Consider the following 15113-nt stretch of genomic DNA (forward strand, 5'->3'; position numbering starts at 1 on the left):
GCACCCTGTCGGCGGCATGACACCCGGACCTACCATGACCGGGTGAACGACATAGACGCATGGGTGTGGTGGCTCGTCGTTGCCGTCGCCCTCGGAATCCCGCTCGTCGTCACCGCCATGCCCGAGTTCGGCATGCTCGCGGCCGGAGCCCTGGTGGCCGCGGGCGCGGCCGGACTCGGCTTCGGTGTCGTCGTCCAGGTCCTCACCTTCGTGGTCGTCTCCGTCGCGCTCATCGCCGTGGTCCGTCCCATCGCGGCCCGCCACGGCAGCAGGCGCCCCCATCTGCCCACGGGGATCGACGCGTTGAAGGGAAAACAGGCCGTCGTCCTGGAACGGGTCGACGGCTCCGGCGGACGCGTCAAGCTGGCCGGGGAGATCTGGTCGGCCCGCGCCCTCGACACCGCCCGCGCCTACGACGTCGGCCAGGAGGTGGACGTCGTGGACATCGAGGGGGCCACCGCGATCGTCATCTGACGGATCGCTGACCTGACCTCGCACGACTCAACTGGACCGAACAGCTCACGAGTTGCCGGACGGTCTGTCAGACTCGACCGGAAAGATCTTTCACAGCCACGACATCCGCCGCGCGCACCGATGCGGAGAGGGGATACGGGGAAACACGATGGAACCGGTCATCATCGTCCTGGTCATTCTGGTGGTGTTGGTCTTCATCGCCCTGATCAAGACCATCCAGGTCATCCCACAGGCGAGCGCCGCGATCGTCGAGCGCTTCGGCCGTTACACGCGCACCCTGAACGCGGGCCTCAACATCGTCGTCCCGTTCATCGACACCATCCGCAACCGCATCGACCTGCGCGAACAGGTCGTGCCGTTCCCGCCCCAGCCGGTGATCACCCAGGACAACCTGGTGGTCAACATCGACACCGTCATCTACTACCAGGTCACCGACGCCCGAGCCGCCACCTACGAGGTCGCCAGCTACATCCAGGCGATCGAGCAGCTCACCGTCACCACGCTGCGCAACATCATCGGCGGCATGGACCTGGAGCGGACCCTGACCTCCCGCGAGGAGATCAACGCGGCCCTGCGCGGCGTCCTGGACGAGGCCACCGGCAAGTGGGGCATCCGCGTCAACCGCGTCGAGCTGAAGGCCATCGAGCCGCCCACCTCCATCCAGGACTCGATGGAGAAGCAGATGCGCGCCGACCGCGACAAGCGCGCCGCGATCCTCACCGCCGAAGGAACCCGGCAGGCCGCCATCCTCACCGCCGAGGGCGAGAAGCAGTCCCAGATCCTGCGCGCCGAGGGTGAGGCCAAGGCCGCCGCGCTCCGCGCCGAGGGCGAGGCCCAGGCCGTCCGCACCGTCTTCGAGGCCATCCACGCCGGCGACCCGGACCAGAAGCTCCTCTCCTACCAGTACCTCCAGATGCTCCCGAAGATCGCCGAGGGCGACGCCAACAAGCTCTGGATCGTCCCCAGCGAGATCGGCGACGCCCTCAAGGGCCTCTCCGGAGCCATGGGCAACTTCGGCAACTTCGGCGGAGGCGGGGGCGGCGGCTCCGTACCTCAGCAGAACAAGGGCACGGGCACCGACCGCCGCGAGCGGCCGACCATCGACTGAGCCCACCCGGCACGGCAAGGGGCCCGCTCTCCCGGCAAGGGAGAGCGGGCCCCGCTGTCATGTACGGCCTACGCGGCCGCGGGTGGCGCCAGCCACTCCGGCAGCGCGGCGAAGTCGTCCGACCCCAGCGCCAGCAGCATCGCGTCCGCCGGTGTCGGCTCGAACGGCTGCCGCAGCAACGGCATCCCCGCCTGCAGCGGTGTCCGGTCGGCTTTACGGTGATTGTCCTCCGCGCAGGACGCCACCGTGTTCAGCCAGGAGTCCGCACCCCCCTGCGCCCGCGGCACCACGTGGTCCACCGTGCTCGCCGCCCGCCCGCAGTACGCGCACCGGTGCCGGTCCCGCACCAGCACACCCCGCCTCGACCATGGCGCTTGTCTTCGGAACGGCACCCTTACGTATCTGCACAGCCGGATCACCCTCGGTGCCGGCATGTCCACCAGCGTGCCGCGCATCCGCAGCCCGGCGTGCGCCTGCTCCACCACCGCCTTGTCCTGGAGCACCAGTACCACGGCTCGGTTCACCGTCACCGTCGACAGCGGCTCGAAACTCGCGTTCAGGACCAACGTGCCACGCATCCCGCCCACCTCCCGTGCGCCTGTCCGCACCCCCGGCGGACCTGGATCAACTCTGGACGGGCGCATCGAGATGGACAACGAAATAAAAAACGCCCGCCCCTGATCAATTCCAAGACCAGGGGCGGGCAAACACCGAAGGGACAACTCAGCCCTGCGCGGGGACCTCGTACTCCCCGATGAGCTGGGCACGCGCCAGCGTGTGGAAGCGCAGGTTGAAGCCGACGACGGCCGGAGTGGCGTCGGAGCCGATCCCCAGCTTCTCCTCGTCCACCGCGTACACGGTGAACACGTACCGGTGCGGACCGTCGCCGGGCGGCGGGGCCGCGCCGACGAACCCCGGCGCGCCGTAGTCGTTGCGCGCCTGCACGGCACCCTTGGGCAGCCCGGCGAATTCGCCGCTGCCCGCACCCGTCGGCAGCTCCGTCACGGACGCCGGGATGTCGAAGACGACCCAGTGCCAGAATCCGCTGCCGGTCGGCGCGTCCGGGTCGAAGCAGGTCACCGCGAAGCTCTTGGTCTCCGGCGGGAAGCCGGACCAGCTCAGCCGCGGAGAGGTGTTCCCCTCCGCCTGGACCTGGGCGCCCTTCAGCGTCCCGCCCTCGGTGACGTCCTCGCTCGTCACCGTGAACGACGGCACGGGCGGATGGAAGTCATGGGGGAGCGGCCGCCGCTTGAGCTCGGTCACGTCGATACCTCCTGCTGATCGTTCCGTTCGGGCTTTCGAGCCTAGAACCAGTTCCGCTTGCTGCCGACCTCGGACAGCCACTGGTTGAGGTACGCCGCCCAGTCGGTGGTGTGGAAGTCGTGCAGGCCCACCTGGAAGGAGCGGAAGGTGTCCGAGCCCTCGCTGAACAGCCCCGGCTTCTTGTCCATCTCCAGCACGACGTCCATCGCGTTCTCGTCGGCCACGAAGCTGACCTCGACCTGGTTCAGGCCCCGGTACTGCGACGGCGGGTAGAACTCGATCTCCTGGTAGAACGGGAGCTGCTGCCGGGTGCCCCGGATGTGGCCGCGCTCCATGTCCGCGTTCTTGAAGCGGAAGCCGAGCTGGATGAAGGCGTCCAGCAAGGCCTTCTGCGCCGGCAGCGGGTGCACGTGGATCGGGTCCAGGTCGGAGGAGTCCACCGCGCGGGCGATCTGCAGCTCGGTCGTCACCCCGATGTGCATCCCGCGCAGCTCCTGCCCGTCGATCACCGTGACGGGCGTCTCCCAGGGGATCTCCAGCCCGAACGGCACCGCGTGCACCGCGCCGGCCTGGAGCTCGAAGGCGCCGCCGAGCCGCACCTTGGTGAACTCGACGTCCTGCTTGTACTCCTGGTCGCCGCCCTCCACCTCGACCCTGGCCTGCAGGCCTACGGACAGGCCCTCGATGTTCTGGTTGACCGAGCCGCCCTGGATACGGACCTCACCCTGGACGACACCGCCGGGCACCACGTTGACCTCGGTCAGCACGGTCTCGACGGAGGCGCCCCCGGCCCCCAGGCTCGCGAGCAGCTTCTTGAACGCCATTGACTCTCCCTTTACGAATGGACCCTCGACCCGTACAAACGCGAAACGGCCCTAACCGGTTCCGCGGGGACGCCGACGCGGGCTGCACTACCCTCGGAGGGCATGATCACGCCCCCGGACCGTACGCCACTGCCGCGGGAGTTCTTCGACCGTCCCGTACTGGAGGTCGCCCCCGACCTCCTCGGCCGCCTCCTGATCCGCACGACCCCCGACGGTCCGACAGTCCTCCGCCTCACGGAGGTGGAGGCGTACGACGGCCCGAACGACCCCGGCTCGCACGCCTACCGCGGCCGCACCCCCCGCAACGAGGTGATGTTCGGTCCGCCCGGACATGTGTACGTCTACTTCACCTACGGCATGTGGCACTGCATGAACCTCGTCTGCGGCCCCGAGGGCACGGCGAGCGGTGTCCTGCTCCGTGCGGGCGAGATCGTCGAGGGCGCCGAGCTCGCCCGAGAACGCCGGCTTTCGGCCCGCAATGACAAGGAACTGGCCAAGGGCCCGGCCCGGCTGGCGACCGCCCTGGACGTCGACCGCGCGCTCGACGGCACGGACGCCTGCACCCCGGGGGAGACCCCGCTGCGCATCCTCGCGGGCACGCCCGTCCCGTCCGAGCAGGTACGCAGTGGACCGAGGACCGGAGTGGCCGGCGACGGGGGAGTCCACCCCTGGCGCTTCTGGGTCGCCGACGACCCCACCGTGAGTCCCTACCGGCCCCACGTACCGAGACGCAGGTCACGTTGACTCACCCTTGGAACGTGCGTAATGTAGCCCGAGTCGCTTGAACCGGGTACGGCAATCGCCTGCAGCCGGAAGCGGCCAACCCACTACCTACGACTTCCCCTGGCGGGGATGATTTCGGCGTGCCCGCACGTTCGAATTCGACTCCGCGAGACTCAATTATGAGGCGCGGCGGAGATCGGCTAACGTAGTGAATGTCGAAAGGCCGAACGGCGAGAGCCGAAAAGCCCAAGGCAATCCCAATCCGACTGGGAATCAGACGCCGAAAGGATCTGATAGAGTCGGAACCGCCGGAAAGGGAAACGCGAAAGCGAGAACCTGGAAAGCACCGAGGAAATCGGATCAGAAAACGATCTGATAGAGTCGGAAACACCGAAGGGAAGCCCGGAGGAAAGCCCGAGAGGGTGAGTACAAAGGAAGCGACCGTTCCTTGAGAACTCAACAGCGTGCCAAAAATCAACGCCAGATATGTTGATACCCCGTCTCCGGTCATCACGACCGGGACGAGGTTCCTTTGAAATAAACACAGCGAGGACGCTGTGAACCATCGGACTATTCCTCCGATGGTTCCGCTCTCGTGTGTGTGCACCGGATTACCGGTAAACATTCACGGAGAGTTTGATCCTGGCTCAGGACGAACGCTGGCGGCGTGCTTAACACATGCAAGTCGAACGATGAACCACTTCGGTGGGGATTAGTGGCGAACGGGTGAGTAACACGTGGGCAATCTGCCCTTCACTCTGGGACAAGCCCTGGAAACGGGGTCTAATACCGGATAACACTGCGGATCGCATGGTCTGCGGTTAAAAGCTCCGGCGGTGAAGGATGAGCCCGCGGCCTATCAGCTTGTTGGTGAGGTAATGGCTCACCAAGGCGACGACGGGTAGCCGGCCTGAGAGGGCGACCGGCCACACTGGGACTGAGACACGGCCCAGACTCCTACGGGAGGCAGCAGTGGGGAATATTGCACAATGGGCGAAAGCCTGATGCAGCGACGCCGCGTGAGGGATGACGGCCTTCGGGTTGTAAACCTCTTTCAGCAGGGAAGAAGCGAAAGTGACGGTACCTGCAGAAGAAGCGCCGGCTAACTACGTGCCAGCAGCCGCGGTAATACGTAGGGCGCAAGCGTTGTCCGGAATTATTGGGCGTAAAGAGCTCGTAGGCGGCTTGTCACGTCGATTGTGAAAGCCCGAGGCTTAACCTCGGGTCTGCAGTCGATACGGGCTAGCTAGAGTGTGGTAGGGGAGATCGGAATTCCTGGTGTAGCGGTGAAATGCGCAGATATCAGGAGGAACACCGGTGGCGAAGGCGGATCTCTGGGCCATTACTGACGCTGAGGAGCGAAAGCGTGGGGAGCGAACAGGATTAGATACCCTGGTAGTCCACGCCGTAAACGGTGGGAACTAGGTGTTGGCGACATTCCACGTCGTCGGTGCCGCAGCTAACGCATTAAGTTCCCCGCCTGGGGAGTACGGCCGCAAGGCTAAAACTCAAAGGAATTGACGGGGGCCCGCACAAGCAGCGGAGCATGTGGCTTAATTCGACGCAACGCGAAGAACCTTACCAAGGCTTGACATACACCGGAAAGCATCAGAGATGGTGCCCCCCTTGTGGTCGGTGTACAGGTGGTGCATGGCTGTCGTCAGCTCGTGTCGTGAGATGTTGGGTTAAGTCCCGCAACGAGCGCAACCCTTGTTCTGTGTTGCCAGCATGCCCTTCGGGGTGATGGGGACTCACAGGAGACTGCCGGGGTCAACTCGGAGGAAGGTGGGGACGACGTCAAGTCATCATGCCCCTTATGTCTTGGGCTGCACACGTGCTACAATGGCAGGTACAATGAGCTGCGAAACCGTGAGGTAGAGCGAATCTCAAAAAGCCTGTCTCAGTTCGGATTGGGGTCTGCAACTCGACCCCATGAAGTCGGAGTTGCTAGTAATCGCAGATCAGCATTGCTGCGGTGAATACGTTCCCGGGCCTTGTACACACCGCCCGTCACGTCACGAAAGTCGGTAACACCCGAAGCCGGTGGCCCAACCCCTTGTGGGAGGGAGCTGTCGAAGGTGGGACTGGCGATTGGGACGAAGTCGTAACAAGGTAGCCGTACCGGAAGGTGCGGCTGGATCACCTCCTTTCTAAGGAGCACTTCTAGGCCGCCTAGCGGTCCAGAGGCCAGTACATCGGCGAATGTTCGATGCTGGTTGCTCATGGGTGGAACGTTGATTATTCGGCACACTTCACTGACTTTCTCCTAGTACTGCTTCGGCGTGGAACGGAAAGGGCAGGGGGAGTGCCGGGCACGCTGTTGGGTGTCTGAGGGAATGGATTTCCTCAGTCGCCGGCCCCAGTGCACTCGAACCGTAAGGGTTCGGGGTGATGGGTGGCTGGTCGTTGTTTGAGAACTGCACAGTGGACGCGAGCATCTGTGGCCAAGTTTTTAAGGGCGCACGGTGGATGCCTTGGCACCAGGAACCGATGAAGGACGTGGGAGGCCACGATAGTCCCCGGGGAGCCGTCAACCAGGCTTTGATCCGGGGGTTTCCGAATGGGGAAACCCGGCAGTCGTCATGGGCTGTCACCCGCTGCTGAACACATAGGCAGTGTGGAGGGAACGAGGGGAAGTGAAACATCTCAGTACCCTCAGGAAGAGAAAACAACCGTGATTCCGGGAGTAGTGGCGAGCGAAACCGGATGAGGCCAAACCGTATACGTGTGAGACCCGGCAGGGGTTGCGTGTACGGGGTTGTGGGATCTCTCTTCTGTCGTCTGCCGGCGACAGGACGAGTCAGAAACCGTTGATGTAGGCGAAGGACATGCGAAAGGTCCGGCGTAGAGGGTAAGACCCCCGTAGTCGAAACATCAGCGGCTCGTTTGAGAGACACCCAAGTAGCACGGGGCCCGAGAAATCCCGTGTGAATCTGGCGGGACCACCCGCTAAGCCTAAATATTCCCTGGTGACCGATAGCGGATAGTACCGTGAGGGAATGGTGAAAAGTACCGCGGGAGCGGAGTGAAATAGTACCTGAAACCGTGTGCCTACAAGCCGTGGGAGCGTCGGATATGTGCTTGCACATATCTCGTGACTGCGTGCCTTTTGAAGAATGAGCCTGCGAGTTTGCGGTGTGTTGCGAGGTTAACCCGTGTGGGGAAGCCGTAGCGAAAGCGAGTCCGAATAGGGCGATTCAGTAGCACGCTCAAGACCCGAAGCGGAGTGATCTAGCCATGGGCAGGTTGAAGCGGAGGTAAGACTTCGTGGAGGACCGAACCCACCAGGGTTGAAAACCTGGGGGATGACCTGTGGTTAGGGGTGAAAGGCCAATCAAACTCCGTGATAGCTGGTTCTCCCCGAAATGCATTTAGGTGCAGCGTCGTGTGTTTCTTGCCGGAGGTAGAGCACTGGATAGGCGATGGGCCCTACCGGGTTACTGACCTTAGCCAAACTCCGAATGCCGGTAAGTGAGAGCACGGCAGTGAGACTGTGGGGGATAAGCTCCATGGTCGAGAGGGAAACAGCCCAGAGCATCGACTAAGGCCCCTAAGCGTACGCTAAGTGGGAAAGGATGTGGAGTCGCAGAGACAACCAGGAGGTTGGCTTAGAAGCAGCCACCCTTGAAAGAGTGCGTAATAGCTCACTGGTCTAGTGATTCCGCGCCGACAATGTAGCGGGGCTCAAGCGTACCGCCGAAGTCGTGTCATTGCAGCAATAAGCCCCAACGGGTGCTGTGATGGGTAGGGGAGCGTCGTGTGCCGGGTGAAGCAGCCGCGGAAGCGAGTTGTGGACGGTTCACGAGTGAGAATGCAGGCATGAGTAGCGATACACACGTGAGAAACGTGTGCGCCGATTGACTAAGGGTTCCTGGGTCAAGCTGATCTGCCCAGGGTAAGTCGGGACCTAAGGCGAGGCCGACAGGCGTAGTCGATGGATAACCGGTTGATATTCCGGTACCCGCTGTGAAGCGTCAAACATCGAGCATCGTGATGCTAAGGCCGTGAAGCCGTTCCGGACCCTTCGGGGAAAGGAAAGTGGTGGAGCCGCCGGCCCAAGCGGTTAGTAGGTGAGTGATGGGGTGACGCAGGAAGGTAGTCCAGCCCAGGCGATGGTAGTCCTGGGGTAAGGGTGTAGGACGTTGTCCAGGTAAATCCGGGCAACACATAGTCTGAGACCTGATGCCGAGCCGATTGTGGTGAAGTGGATGATCCTATGCTGTCGAGAAAAGCCTCTAGCGAGTTTCATGGCGGCCCGTACCCTAAACCGACTCAGGTGGTCAGGTAGAGAATACCGAGGCGTTCGGGTGAACTATGGTTAAGGAACTCGGCAAAATGCCCCCGTAACTTCGGGAGAAGGGGGGCCATCACTGGTGATCCGATTTACTCGGTGAGCTGGGGGTGGCCGCAGAGACCAGCGAGAAGCGACTGTTTACTAAAAACACAGGTCCGTGCGAAGCCGTAAGGCGATGTATACGGACTGACGCCTGCCCGGTGCTGGAACGTTAAGGGGACCGGTTAGCTCTGTTTCGACAGGGCGAAGCTGAGAACTTAAGCGCCAGTAAACGGCGGTGGTAACTATAACCATCCTAAGGTAGCGAAATTCCTTGTCGGGTAAGTTCCGACCTGCACGAATGGCGTAACGACTTCTCGACTGTCTCAACCATAGGCCCGGTGAAATTGCACTACGAGTAAAGATGCTCGTTTCGCGCAGCAGGACGGAAAGACCCCGGGACCTTTACTACAGTTTGATATTGGTGTTCGGTTCGGCTTGTGTAGGATAGCTGGGAGACTGTGAACTCTGGACGCCAGTTCAGGGGGAGTCGTCGTTGAAATACCAGTCTGGTCGTGCTGGATGTCTAACCTGGGTCCGTGATCCGGATCAGGGACAGTGTCTGATGGGTAGTTTAACTGGGGCGGTTGCCTCCTAAAGAGTAACGGAGGCGCCCAAAGGTTCCCTCAGCCTGGTTGGCAATCAGGTGTTGAGTGTAAGTGCACAAGGGAGCTTGACTGTGAGACCGACGGGTCGAGCAGGGACGAAAGTCGGGACTAGTGATCCGGCGGTGGCTTGTGGAAGCGCCGTCGCTCAACGGATAAAAGGTACCCCGGGGATAACAGGCTGATCTTCCCCAAGAGTCCATATCGACGGGATGGTTTGGCACCTCGATGTCGGCTCGTCGCATCCTGGGGCTGGAGTCGGTCCCAAGGGTTGGGCTGTTCGCCCATTAAAGCGGTACGCGAGCTGGGTTTAGAACGTCGTGAGACAGTTCGGTCCCTATCCGCTGTGCGCGTAGGAATATTGAGAAGGGCTGTCCCTAGTACGAGAGGACCGGGACGGACGAACCTCTGGTGTGCCAGTTGTCCTGCCAAGGGCATGGCTGGTTGGCTACGTTCGGGAGGGATAACCGCTGAAAGCATCTAAGCGGGAAGCCTGCTTCGAGATGAGTATTCCCACCTCCTTGAGAGGGTAAGGCTCCCAGTAGACGACTGGGTTGATAGGCCAGATATGGAAGCCTGGTAACGGGTGAAGTTGACTGGTACTAATAGGCCGAGGGCTTGTCCTCAGTTGCTCGCGTCCACTGTGTATGTTCTGAGGCAACGAACAGTTGCCGGTTCAGAGCTGAACTCACAAGTAAAAAGTGTGCTTGTTCGCTCGAAACCATTAGGGTTTCGGTGGTCATAGCGTGAGGGAAACGCCCGGTTACATATCGAACCCGGAAGCTAAGCCTCACAGCGCCGATGGTACTGCAGGGGGGACCCTGTGGGAGAGTAGGACGCCGCCGAACAATCTTTGGAGGACCCCTGGTCCCAGCGTTCAGCTGGGACCAGGGGTCCTTTTGTTTTTACAATGCTTGTAGTACCCGAAGACAGGAGTCACCCGATGTCCACCAACTCTCCCGACGACCGACCGGAGCGCGATCAGCGGCGACGGGACAGTGGTGACCGTGGTGATCGTGGCGGCTACCGCGGCGCTCCGCGACGGTCCAACGACCGTGGCGACGACCGCCGTGGCGGTGACCGTCCCTCCTTCCGCCGTGACGACCGCGGTGACAGCCGTGGTGGCGACCGCGGCGACCGCCCGTCCTTCCGCCGTGACGACGACCGTCGTGGCGATGACCGCGGCGGCTTCCGCCGTGACGACAGCCGCGGGGCCGGCGACCGTGGTGGATTCCGCGGCCGTGACGACCGCGGCGGCGACCGTCCGTCCTTCCGTCGTGACGACAACCGTGGTGGCGGCGACCGCCCCTCGTTCCGTCGTGATGACAACCGTGGTGGCGGCGAGCGTCCTTCGTTCCGTCGTGACGACAGCCGTGGCGAGTTCCGCCGTGACGACCGCCGTGGCGATGACCGTGGTGGCTTCCGCCGTGACGAGCGTTCCGGCGACCGTCCGTTCTTCCGTCGTGACGACAACCGTGGTGGCGGCGAGCGTCCGCCGTTCCGCCGCGACGACAACCGTGGTGGCGGGGACCGTCCTTCGTTCCGTCGTGACGACAGCCGTGGCGACTTCCGCCGCGACGACCGCCGTGGCGACGACCGTGGTGGCTTCCGGGGTCGTGACGACCGCGGTGGCGACCGTGGCGGCTTCCGCCGCGATGACAACCGTGGTGGCGGCGACCGTCCTCCCTTCCGTCGTGACGAGCGTTCCGGCGACCGTCCGCCGTTCCGTCGTGATGACAACCGTGGTGGCGGCGAGCGTCCCTCGTTCCGCCGTGATGACAACCGTGGTGGCGGGGACCGTCCTTCGTTCCGTCGTGACGACAGCCGTGGCGACTTCCGCCGCGACGACCGTCGTGATGACCGCCGTGGCGACGACCGTGGTGGCTTCCGCCGCGACGAGCGTTCCGGCGACCGTCCGTCCTTCCGTCGTGACGACAACCGTGGCGGCGGCGAGCGTCCGCCGTTCCGTCGTGATGACAACCGTGGTGGCGACTTCCGCCGCGACGACCGTCGTGATGACCGTCGTAGCGACGACCGTGGTGGCTTCCGCCGCGACGACCGCTCCGGCGACCGTCCGTCCTTCCGCCGCGACGAGCGTTCCGGCGACCGTCCGCCGTTCCGCCGTGACGACAACCGTGGTGGCGGGGACCGTCCCTCGTTCCGTCGTGACGACCGCGGTGGCGACCGTGGCGGGTTCCGTCGCGATGACAACCGTGGGGGTGGCGACCGTGGTGGCTTCCGTGGCCGCGACGACCGTGGCGCCCGGCCGGGCGAGCGTGGTGGCTTCCGTGGCCGCGACGACCGCCGGGACGACCGGCGCGGCGGCGACGACCGCCGTGGTGGTGGCCGCTTCCGTGACGAGCGGGACCGCGACCGCGAGCCGATCAAGCGGCTGCCGATCCCCGAGGACGTCACCGGCGACGAGATCGACAAGGACGTCCGCCAGGAGCTCCAGAGCCTCCCGAAGACGCTCGCGGAGGACGTCGCCAGGAACCTGGTGATGGTCGCCCGGCTCATCGACGAGGACCCCGAGGGCGCCTACGGCTACTCCAGGGTGGCCCTGCGTCTGGCGTCCCGTGTGGCCGCTGTCCGTGAGGCCGCCGGCTTCGCGGCGTACGCCACGCAGAAGTACAGCGAGGCCCTGGCCGAGTTCCGTGCCGCGCGCCGGATGACGGGCAACACCGAGCTGTGGCCCGTGATGGCCGACTGCGAGCGTGGGCTCGGCCGTCCGGAGAAGGCGCTGGACATGGCCGGTGCCCCCGAGGTGCAGAAGCTGGACAAGGCCGGCCAGGTCGAGATGCGGCTCGTCGCCGCCGGTGCCCGGCGTGACATGGACCAGTTGGACGCGGCCATCGTGACGCTCCAGAGCGCGGAGCTGGCCTCCAACTCCATCCAGCCCTGGACCGCCCGCCTGCGCTACGCCTACGCGGACGCCCTGCTGGCCGTCGGCCGCGAGGGCGAGGCGCGGGAGTGGTTCGCCAAGGCCATCGAGGCCGACCGGGACGGCAGCACGGACGCCTCCGACCGGCTCGCCGAGCTGGACGGTGTCGAGTTCGTCGACGCCATGGACGAGGACGACGCCGAGAACGAGACCGTCGTGACGGTCGTGGTCGACGAGGACACGACGACCCACGACGAGCCCGAGGCCACCGAGCCGGAGGCCGCTGAGGTCGAGGCCGTCGAGTCCGAGGCCGTCGAGGCAGTGGAGCCCAAGGTCGTCGAGATCAAGGACACCACCGAGCGGAACACCGAGGACTGATCCTCGGCACATGAAGAAGGGCGGGACCCCAGCGGTCCCGCCCTTTTTTCATGCCCGGTGAGCCCCCATGCCCGGTGAGCCCCTCACGCCCGGGAAGACGCGGAGTCCCGCTTCAGATGTCCACCACCCGCAGCACCAGCCCCGACGCCGGCTTCGGGCCGAAGGACGTGGACTTGCGGGGCATCGTCACGCCCTGGCGGGCCAGCTCGCGCACGACCTCCTCGCGCACCGGGTGCAGCAGCACGGCCGTGCCGCCGTCGCGTTCCGCCTTGGCGACCGTGGCCGCCGTGTCGTGGATGTAGGCGATGTGCGCGGGGGAGTCCTCGGGGATGTGCCAGACGTGTTCCAGGAGCACGCTGTGCAGGACCGTCGCGTCCAGGGAACGCCAGGCCGCCGGGTGGCCGGCCGGGACCGCGCGGGCCAGAAGGGCCGGGTCCGGGCGGTCCAGCAGATAGAAGGCGCCGTCGCCGGCCAGCAGGAAGGCGTTGCCCTCGGCGGCGGCCTCCGCGAGTTCCGCCAGCGCCTCGGCCAGCGGTCCCGCGAGATGCCGTACCCGGAACAGGTCGCCCACGGCGGCCAGGGCGTCCGCCACCGGCAGGCCGTGCAGCAGACGGTGGATGGCGCGCACCCGCAGCGGATAGCGGGCGGTGTCGACCAGCAGGACCAGGCCCAGGTCCCACGGGCCGGGGGAGGGCTGCTCCGCGCGCAGCAGGCGGTAGGTGGCCCAGCGGTGGTGGCCGTCGGCGATGAGGGCCTGGTGGTGGGCGAGGTCGGCCCGCACCAGGGCCAGCTCGGCCGGGTCGGTGAGCCCCCAGAGGCGGTGGCGTACGCCGTCCTCGGTGGTCGTCGTCAGCAGGGGCGGGAGCTTCGCGGTGCGCTCGACGACCTCGCTCGTGGCGCCGTCGCCGCGGTAGGTCAGCAGCAGGGGTTCCAGGTTGGCGCGGGTGGCGCGCATCAGGGCCGCGCGGTCGGCGACCACCGGCGTCATCACGTCCTCGTGGGGGAGGACGACCCCCTCCTCCGGCTCCGAGACCCGCAGGGCGCCGATGACCCCGCGCTGGACCAGGCCGTCGACGTCCCGCTGCTCGTACACGTACAGGGCGGGGGCGGGGTCGGGGGCGAGGACGCCCTCGGCGAGCCAGCGGCGCAGGGTGTCGGCGGCCTGTTCGTTGCGGACACCGGGCGTGTCGGCCTGGGGGAGGATCAGCCGGACGATGTTGTACGGGTCGGCGTCCTGAAGGTGGTGCAGGCCGTCGGGGCGCACGACCACGTCGTACGGCGGGGAGGTGACGGAGGCCAGACTGCCGACCCGTTCGGGGTCGTAACGAAGGCCGCGGAACGGGGTGAGTTCCAGACCTCGGGGCGCCGTTGCTTCCGAGTGACCTGCGATGTTCATCCCGGCATCGTACGTGTGCGGGCGGTGTGCGGGATGATCGGGGGAAAGAGCGTCGAACGAGGAGCGATACGGATGAGCCGGAGCGTCAGGACGAGCCCCGAGGGCAGCGAGCGGCCCCTGAACGAGGCGTACGACACGGCGCTGCTCGACCTGGACGGGGTGGTGTACGCGGGCGGTGAGGCCATCGCGCACGCCGTCGACTCGCTGGCCGACGCACGCGCCGAGGGGATGCACCTGGCGTACGTCACCAACAACGCGCTGCGCACCCCCGACACCGTGGCCGGGCACCTCACCGAGCTGGGTATACCCACGGACGCCGATGACGTGATCACCTCCGCGCAGGCGGTGGCCCGGCTGATCAGCGAGCAGGTGCCCGCCGGGGCGCGGGTGCTGGTGATCGGCGGCGAGGGGCTGCGGGTGGCGCTGCGCGAGCGCGGGCTGACCCCGGTGGAGTCGGCCGACGACGACCCGGCCGCCGTCGTGCAGGGGTACGGCGGGCCCGAGCTGGCGTGGGGGCGGTTCGCGGAGGCGTCGTACGCGGTGGCGCGCGGGGTGCCGTGGTTCGCGTCCAACACCGATCTGACCATTCCCAGCGGCCGGGGCATCGCGCCGGGCAACGGCGCGGCCGTGCAGGTGGTGCGGATCGCCACCGGTGCCGAGCCGCAGGTGGCGGGCAAGCCGCTGCCCCCGATGCACAAGGAGACCATCCTGCGCACCGGCGCGAAGCGGCCGCTGGTGGTCGGGGACCGGCTGGACACCGACATCGAGGGTGCCTTCAACGGCGAGGTCGACTCCCTGCTGGTGCTGACCGGTGTCACCGACGGCGCCCAGTTGCTCGCCGCGCCGCCGCAGCACCGGCCGACCTATGTCGACGCGGATCTGCGGGGCCTGCTCACCGGTCAGCCGGAGGTGGCGCGGGAGGGCGACGGCTTCGGCTGCGGGGGCTGGACCGCCACGGCCGGTTCCGACCGGCTGGAGCTGTCGGGCGAGGGGGCCGCGCTGGACGGGCTGCGGGCGCTGTGCGCGGCTGCCTGGACGGCAGCCGGCGACGGCTCCTGCGCGCTGGACGCGGAAAAGGCGTTGGCCAGGCTGGGTCTTTGAGGCTTGCCCCAACCGGGGCCGGGAGTC

At 65.7% G+C, this 15113-nt stretch carries 9 protein-coding genes, 3 rRNA genes and 1 pseudogene; 9 read left to right on the forward strand and 4 right to left on the reverse strand.

The window, feature by feature from the left end; all coding sequences use genetic code 11:
* The first annotated feature begins 42 nt into the window (after positions 1-42).
* Both HEK131_RS08770 and HEK131_RS08775 read left to right on the forward strand, forming a co-directional pair.
* Complete coding sequence (locus HEK131_RS08770) at positions 43-474, forward strand: NfeD family protein (RefSeq protein ID WP_161148239.1); 432 nt, start codon at positions 43-45, stop codon at positions 472-474.
* A gap of 148 nt (positions 475-622) precedes the next feature.
* A complete protein-coding gene (locus HEK131_RS08775; RefSeq protein WP_030815656.1) occupies positions 623-1582 on the forward strand; it encodes an SPFH domain-containing protein in 960 nt (319 codons plus the stop codon).
* A gap of 68 nt (positions 1583-1650) precedes the next feature.
* Here the strand turns inward: HEK131_RS08775 and HEK131_RS08780 are convergent, their stop codons facing one another.
* From HEK131_RS08780 to HEK131_RS08790, 3 genes are all read right to left on the reverse strand, one after another.
* Complete coding sequence (locus tag HEK131_RS08780) at positions 1651-2160, reverse strand: HNH endonuclease (protein WP_217461501.1); 510 nt, start codon at positions 2158-2160, stop codon at positions 1651-1653.
* A 145-nt stretch (positions 2161-2305) separates the two neighbouring features.
* Positions 2306-2845 (reverse strand): YbhB/YbcL family Raf kinase inhibitor-like protein, encoded by a 540-nt coding sequence (locus HEK131_RS08785; protein WP_244334295.1) that lies wholly within the window; start codon positions 2843-2845, stop codon positions 2306-2308.
* 41 nt (positions 2846-2886) lie between these two features.
* Positions 2887-3669: a sporulation protein gene (locus HEK131_RS08790; RefSeq protein WP_217461499.1), complete on the reverse strand. Its 783-nt coding sequence runs from the start codon at positions 3667-3669 to the stop codon at positions 2887-2889.
* Positions 3670-3771: 102 nt separating this feature from the next.
* Here HEK131_RS08790 and HEK131_RS08795 point away from each other — a divergent pair, with 102 nt between their 5' ends.
* The 6 genes and pseudogenes from HEK131_RS08795 (at position 3772) to HEK131_RS08820 (ending at position 12589) form a co-directional block, all read left to right on the forward strand.
* Positions 3772-4413, forward strand: a complete 642-nt coding sequence (locus HEK131_RS08795; protein WP_244334296.1) for a DNA-3-methyladenine glycosylase — start codon at positions 3772-3774, stop codon at positions 4411-4413.
* A gap of 603 nt (positions 4414-5016) precedes the next feature.
* Positions 5017-6542 (forward strand): 16S ribosomal RNA (locus HEK131_RS08800).
* Positions 6543-6834: 292 nt separating this feature from the next.
* Positions 6835-9956, forward strand: a 23S ribosomal RNA gene (locus HEK131_RS08805).
* Between the two features lie 105 nt (positions 9957-10061).
* Positions 10062-10178: ribosomal RNA gene (rrf, locus tag HEK131_RS08810) — 5S ribosomal RNA — on the forward strand.
* The 16S, 23S and 5S rRNA genes sit together here, the layout of an rRNA operon.
* A 95-nt stretch (positions 10179-10273) precedes the next feature.
* Positions 10274-11701 (forward strand): annotated as a pseudogene (locus tag HEK131_RS30265) (hypothetical protein); the annotation flags it as partial.
* Positions 11702-11722: 21 nt separating this feature from the next.
* Positions 11723-12589 (forward strand): hypothetical protein, encoded by an 867-nt coding sequence (locus tag HEK131_RS08820; RefSeq protein ID WP_432215693.1) that lies wholly within the window; start codon positions 11723-11725, stop codon positions 12587-12589.
* 112 nt (positions 12590-12701) lie between these two features.
* On the opposite strand, the gene HEK131_RS08825 is transcribed toward HEK131_RS08820, so the two are convergent.
* Positions 12702-13985, reverse strand: coding sequence for a DUF1015 domain-containing protein (locus HEK131_RS08825; protein WP_217465412.1), 1284 nt, complete (start codon positions 13983-13985; stop codon positions 12702-12704).
* 72 nt (positions 13986-14057) lie between these two features.
* On the opposite strand from HEK131_RS08825, the gene HEK131_RS08830 reads away from it, so the two are divergent.
* Positions 14058-15086, forward strand: coding sequence for an HAD hydrolase-like protein (locus tag HEK131_RS08830; RefSeq protein ID WP_244334297.1), 1029 nt, complete (start codon positions 14058-14060; stop codon positions 15084-15086).
* Positions 15087-15113: the final 27 nt, after the last annotated feature.

This window comes from Streptomyces seoulensis, from assembly GCF_022846655.1.
In the GTDB taxonomy this organism is placed as follows: Bacteria; Actinomycetota; Actinomycetes; order Streptomycetales; family Streptomycetaceae; genus Streptomyces.

What these genes read in the sequence shown, in the direction of transcription:
- HEK131_RS08830 (WP_244334297.1), top strand. Translation starts at nt 14,058, where the DNA reads ATGAGCCGGAGCGTCAGGACGAGCCCCGAGGGCAGCGAGCGGCCCCTG.
- HEK131_RS08795 (WP_244334296.1), top strand. Translation starts at nt 3,772, where the DNA reads ATGATCACGCCCCCGGACCGTACGCCACTGCCGCGGGAGTTCTTCGAC.
- HEK131_RS08825 (WP_217465412.1), bottom strand. Translation starts at nt 13,985, where the DNA reads ATGAACATCGCAGGTCACTCGGAAGCAACGGCGCCCCGAGGTCTGGAA.
- HEK131_RS08790 (WP_217461499.1), bottom strand. Translation starts at nt 3,669, where the DNA reads ATGGCGTTCAAGAAGCTGCTCGCGAGCCTGGGGGCCGGGGGCGCCTCC.
- HEK131_RS08780 (WP_217461501.1), bottom strand. Translation starts at nt 2,160, where the DNA reads ATGCGTGGCACGTTGGTCCTGAACGCGAGTTTCGAGCCGCTGTCGACG.
- HEK131_RS08775 (WP_030815656.1), top strand. Translation starts at nt 623, where the DNA reads ATGGAACCGGTCATCATCGTCCTGGTCATTCTGGTGGTGTTGGTCTTC.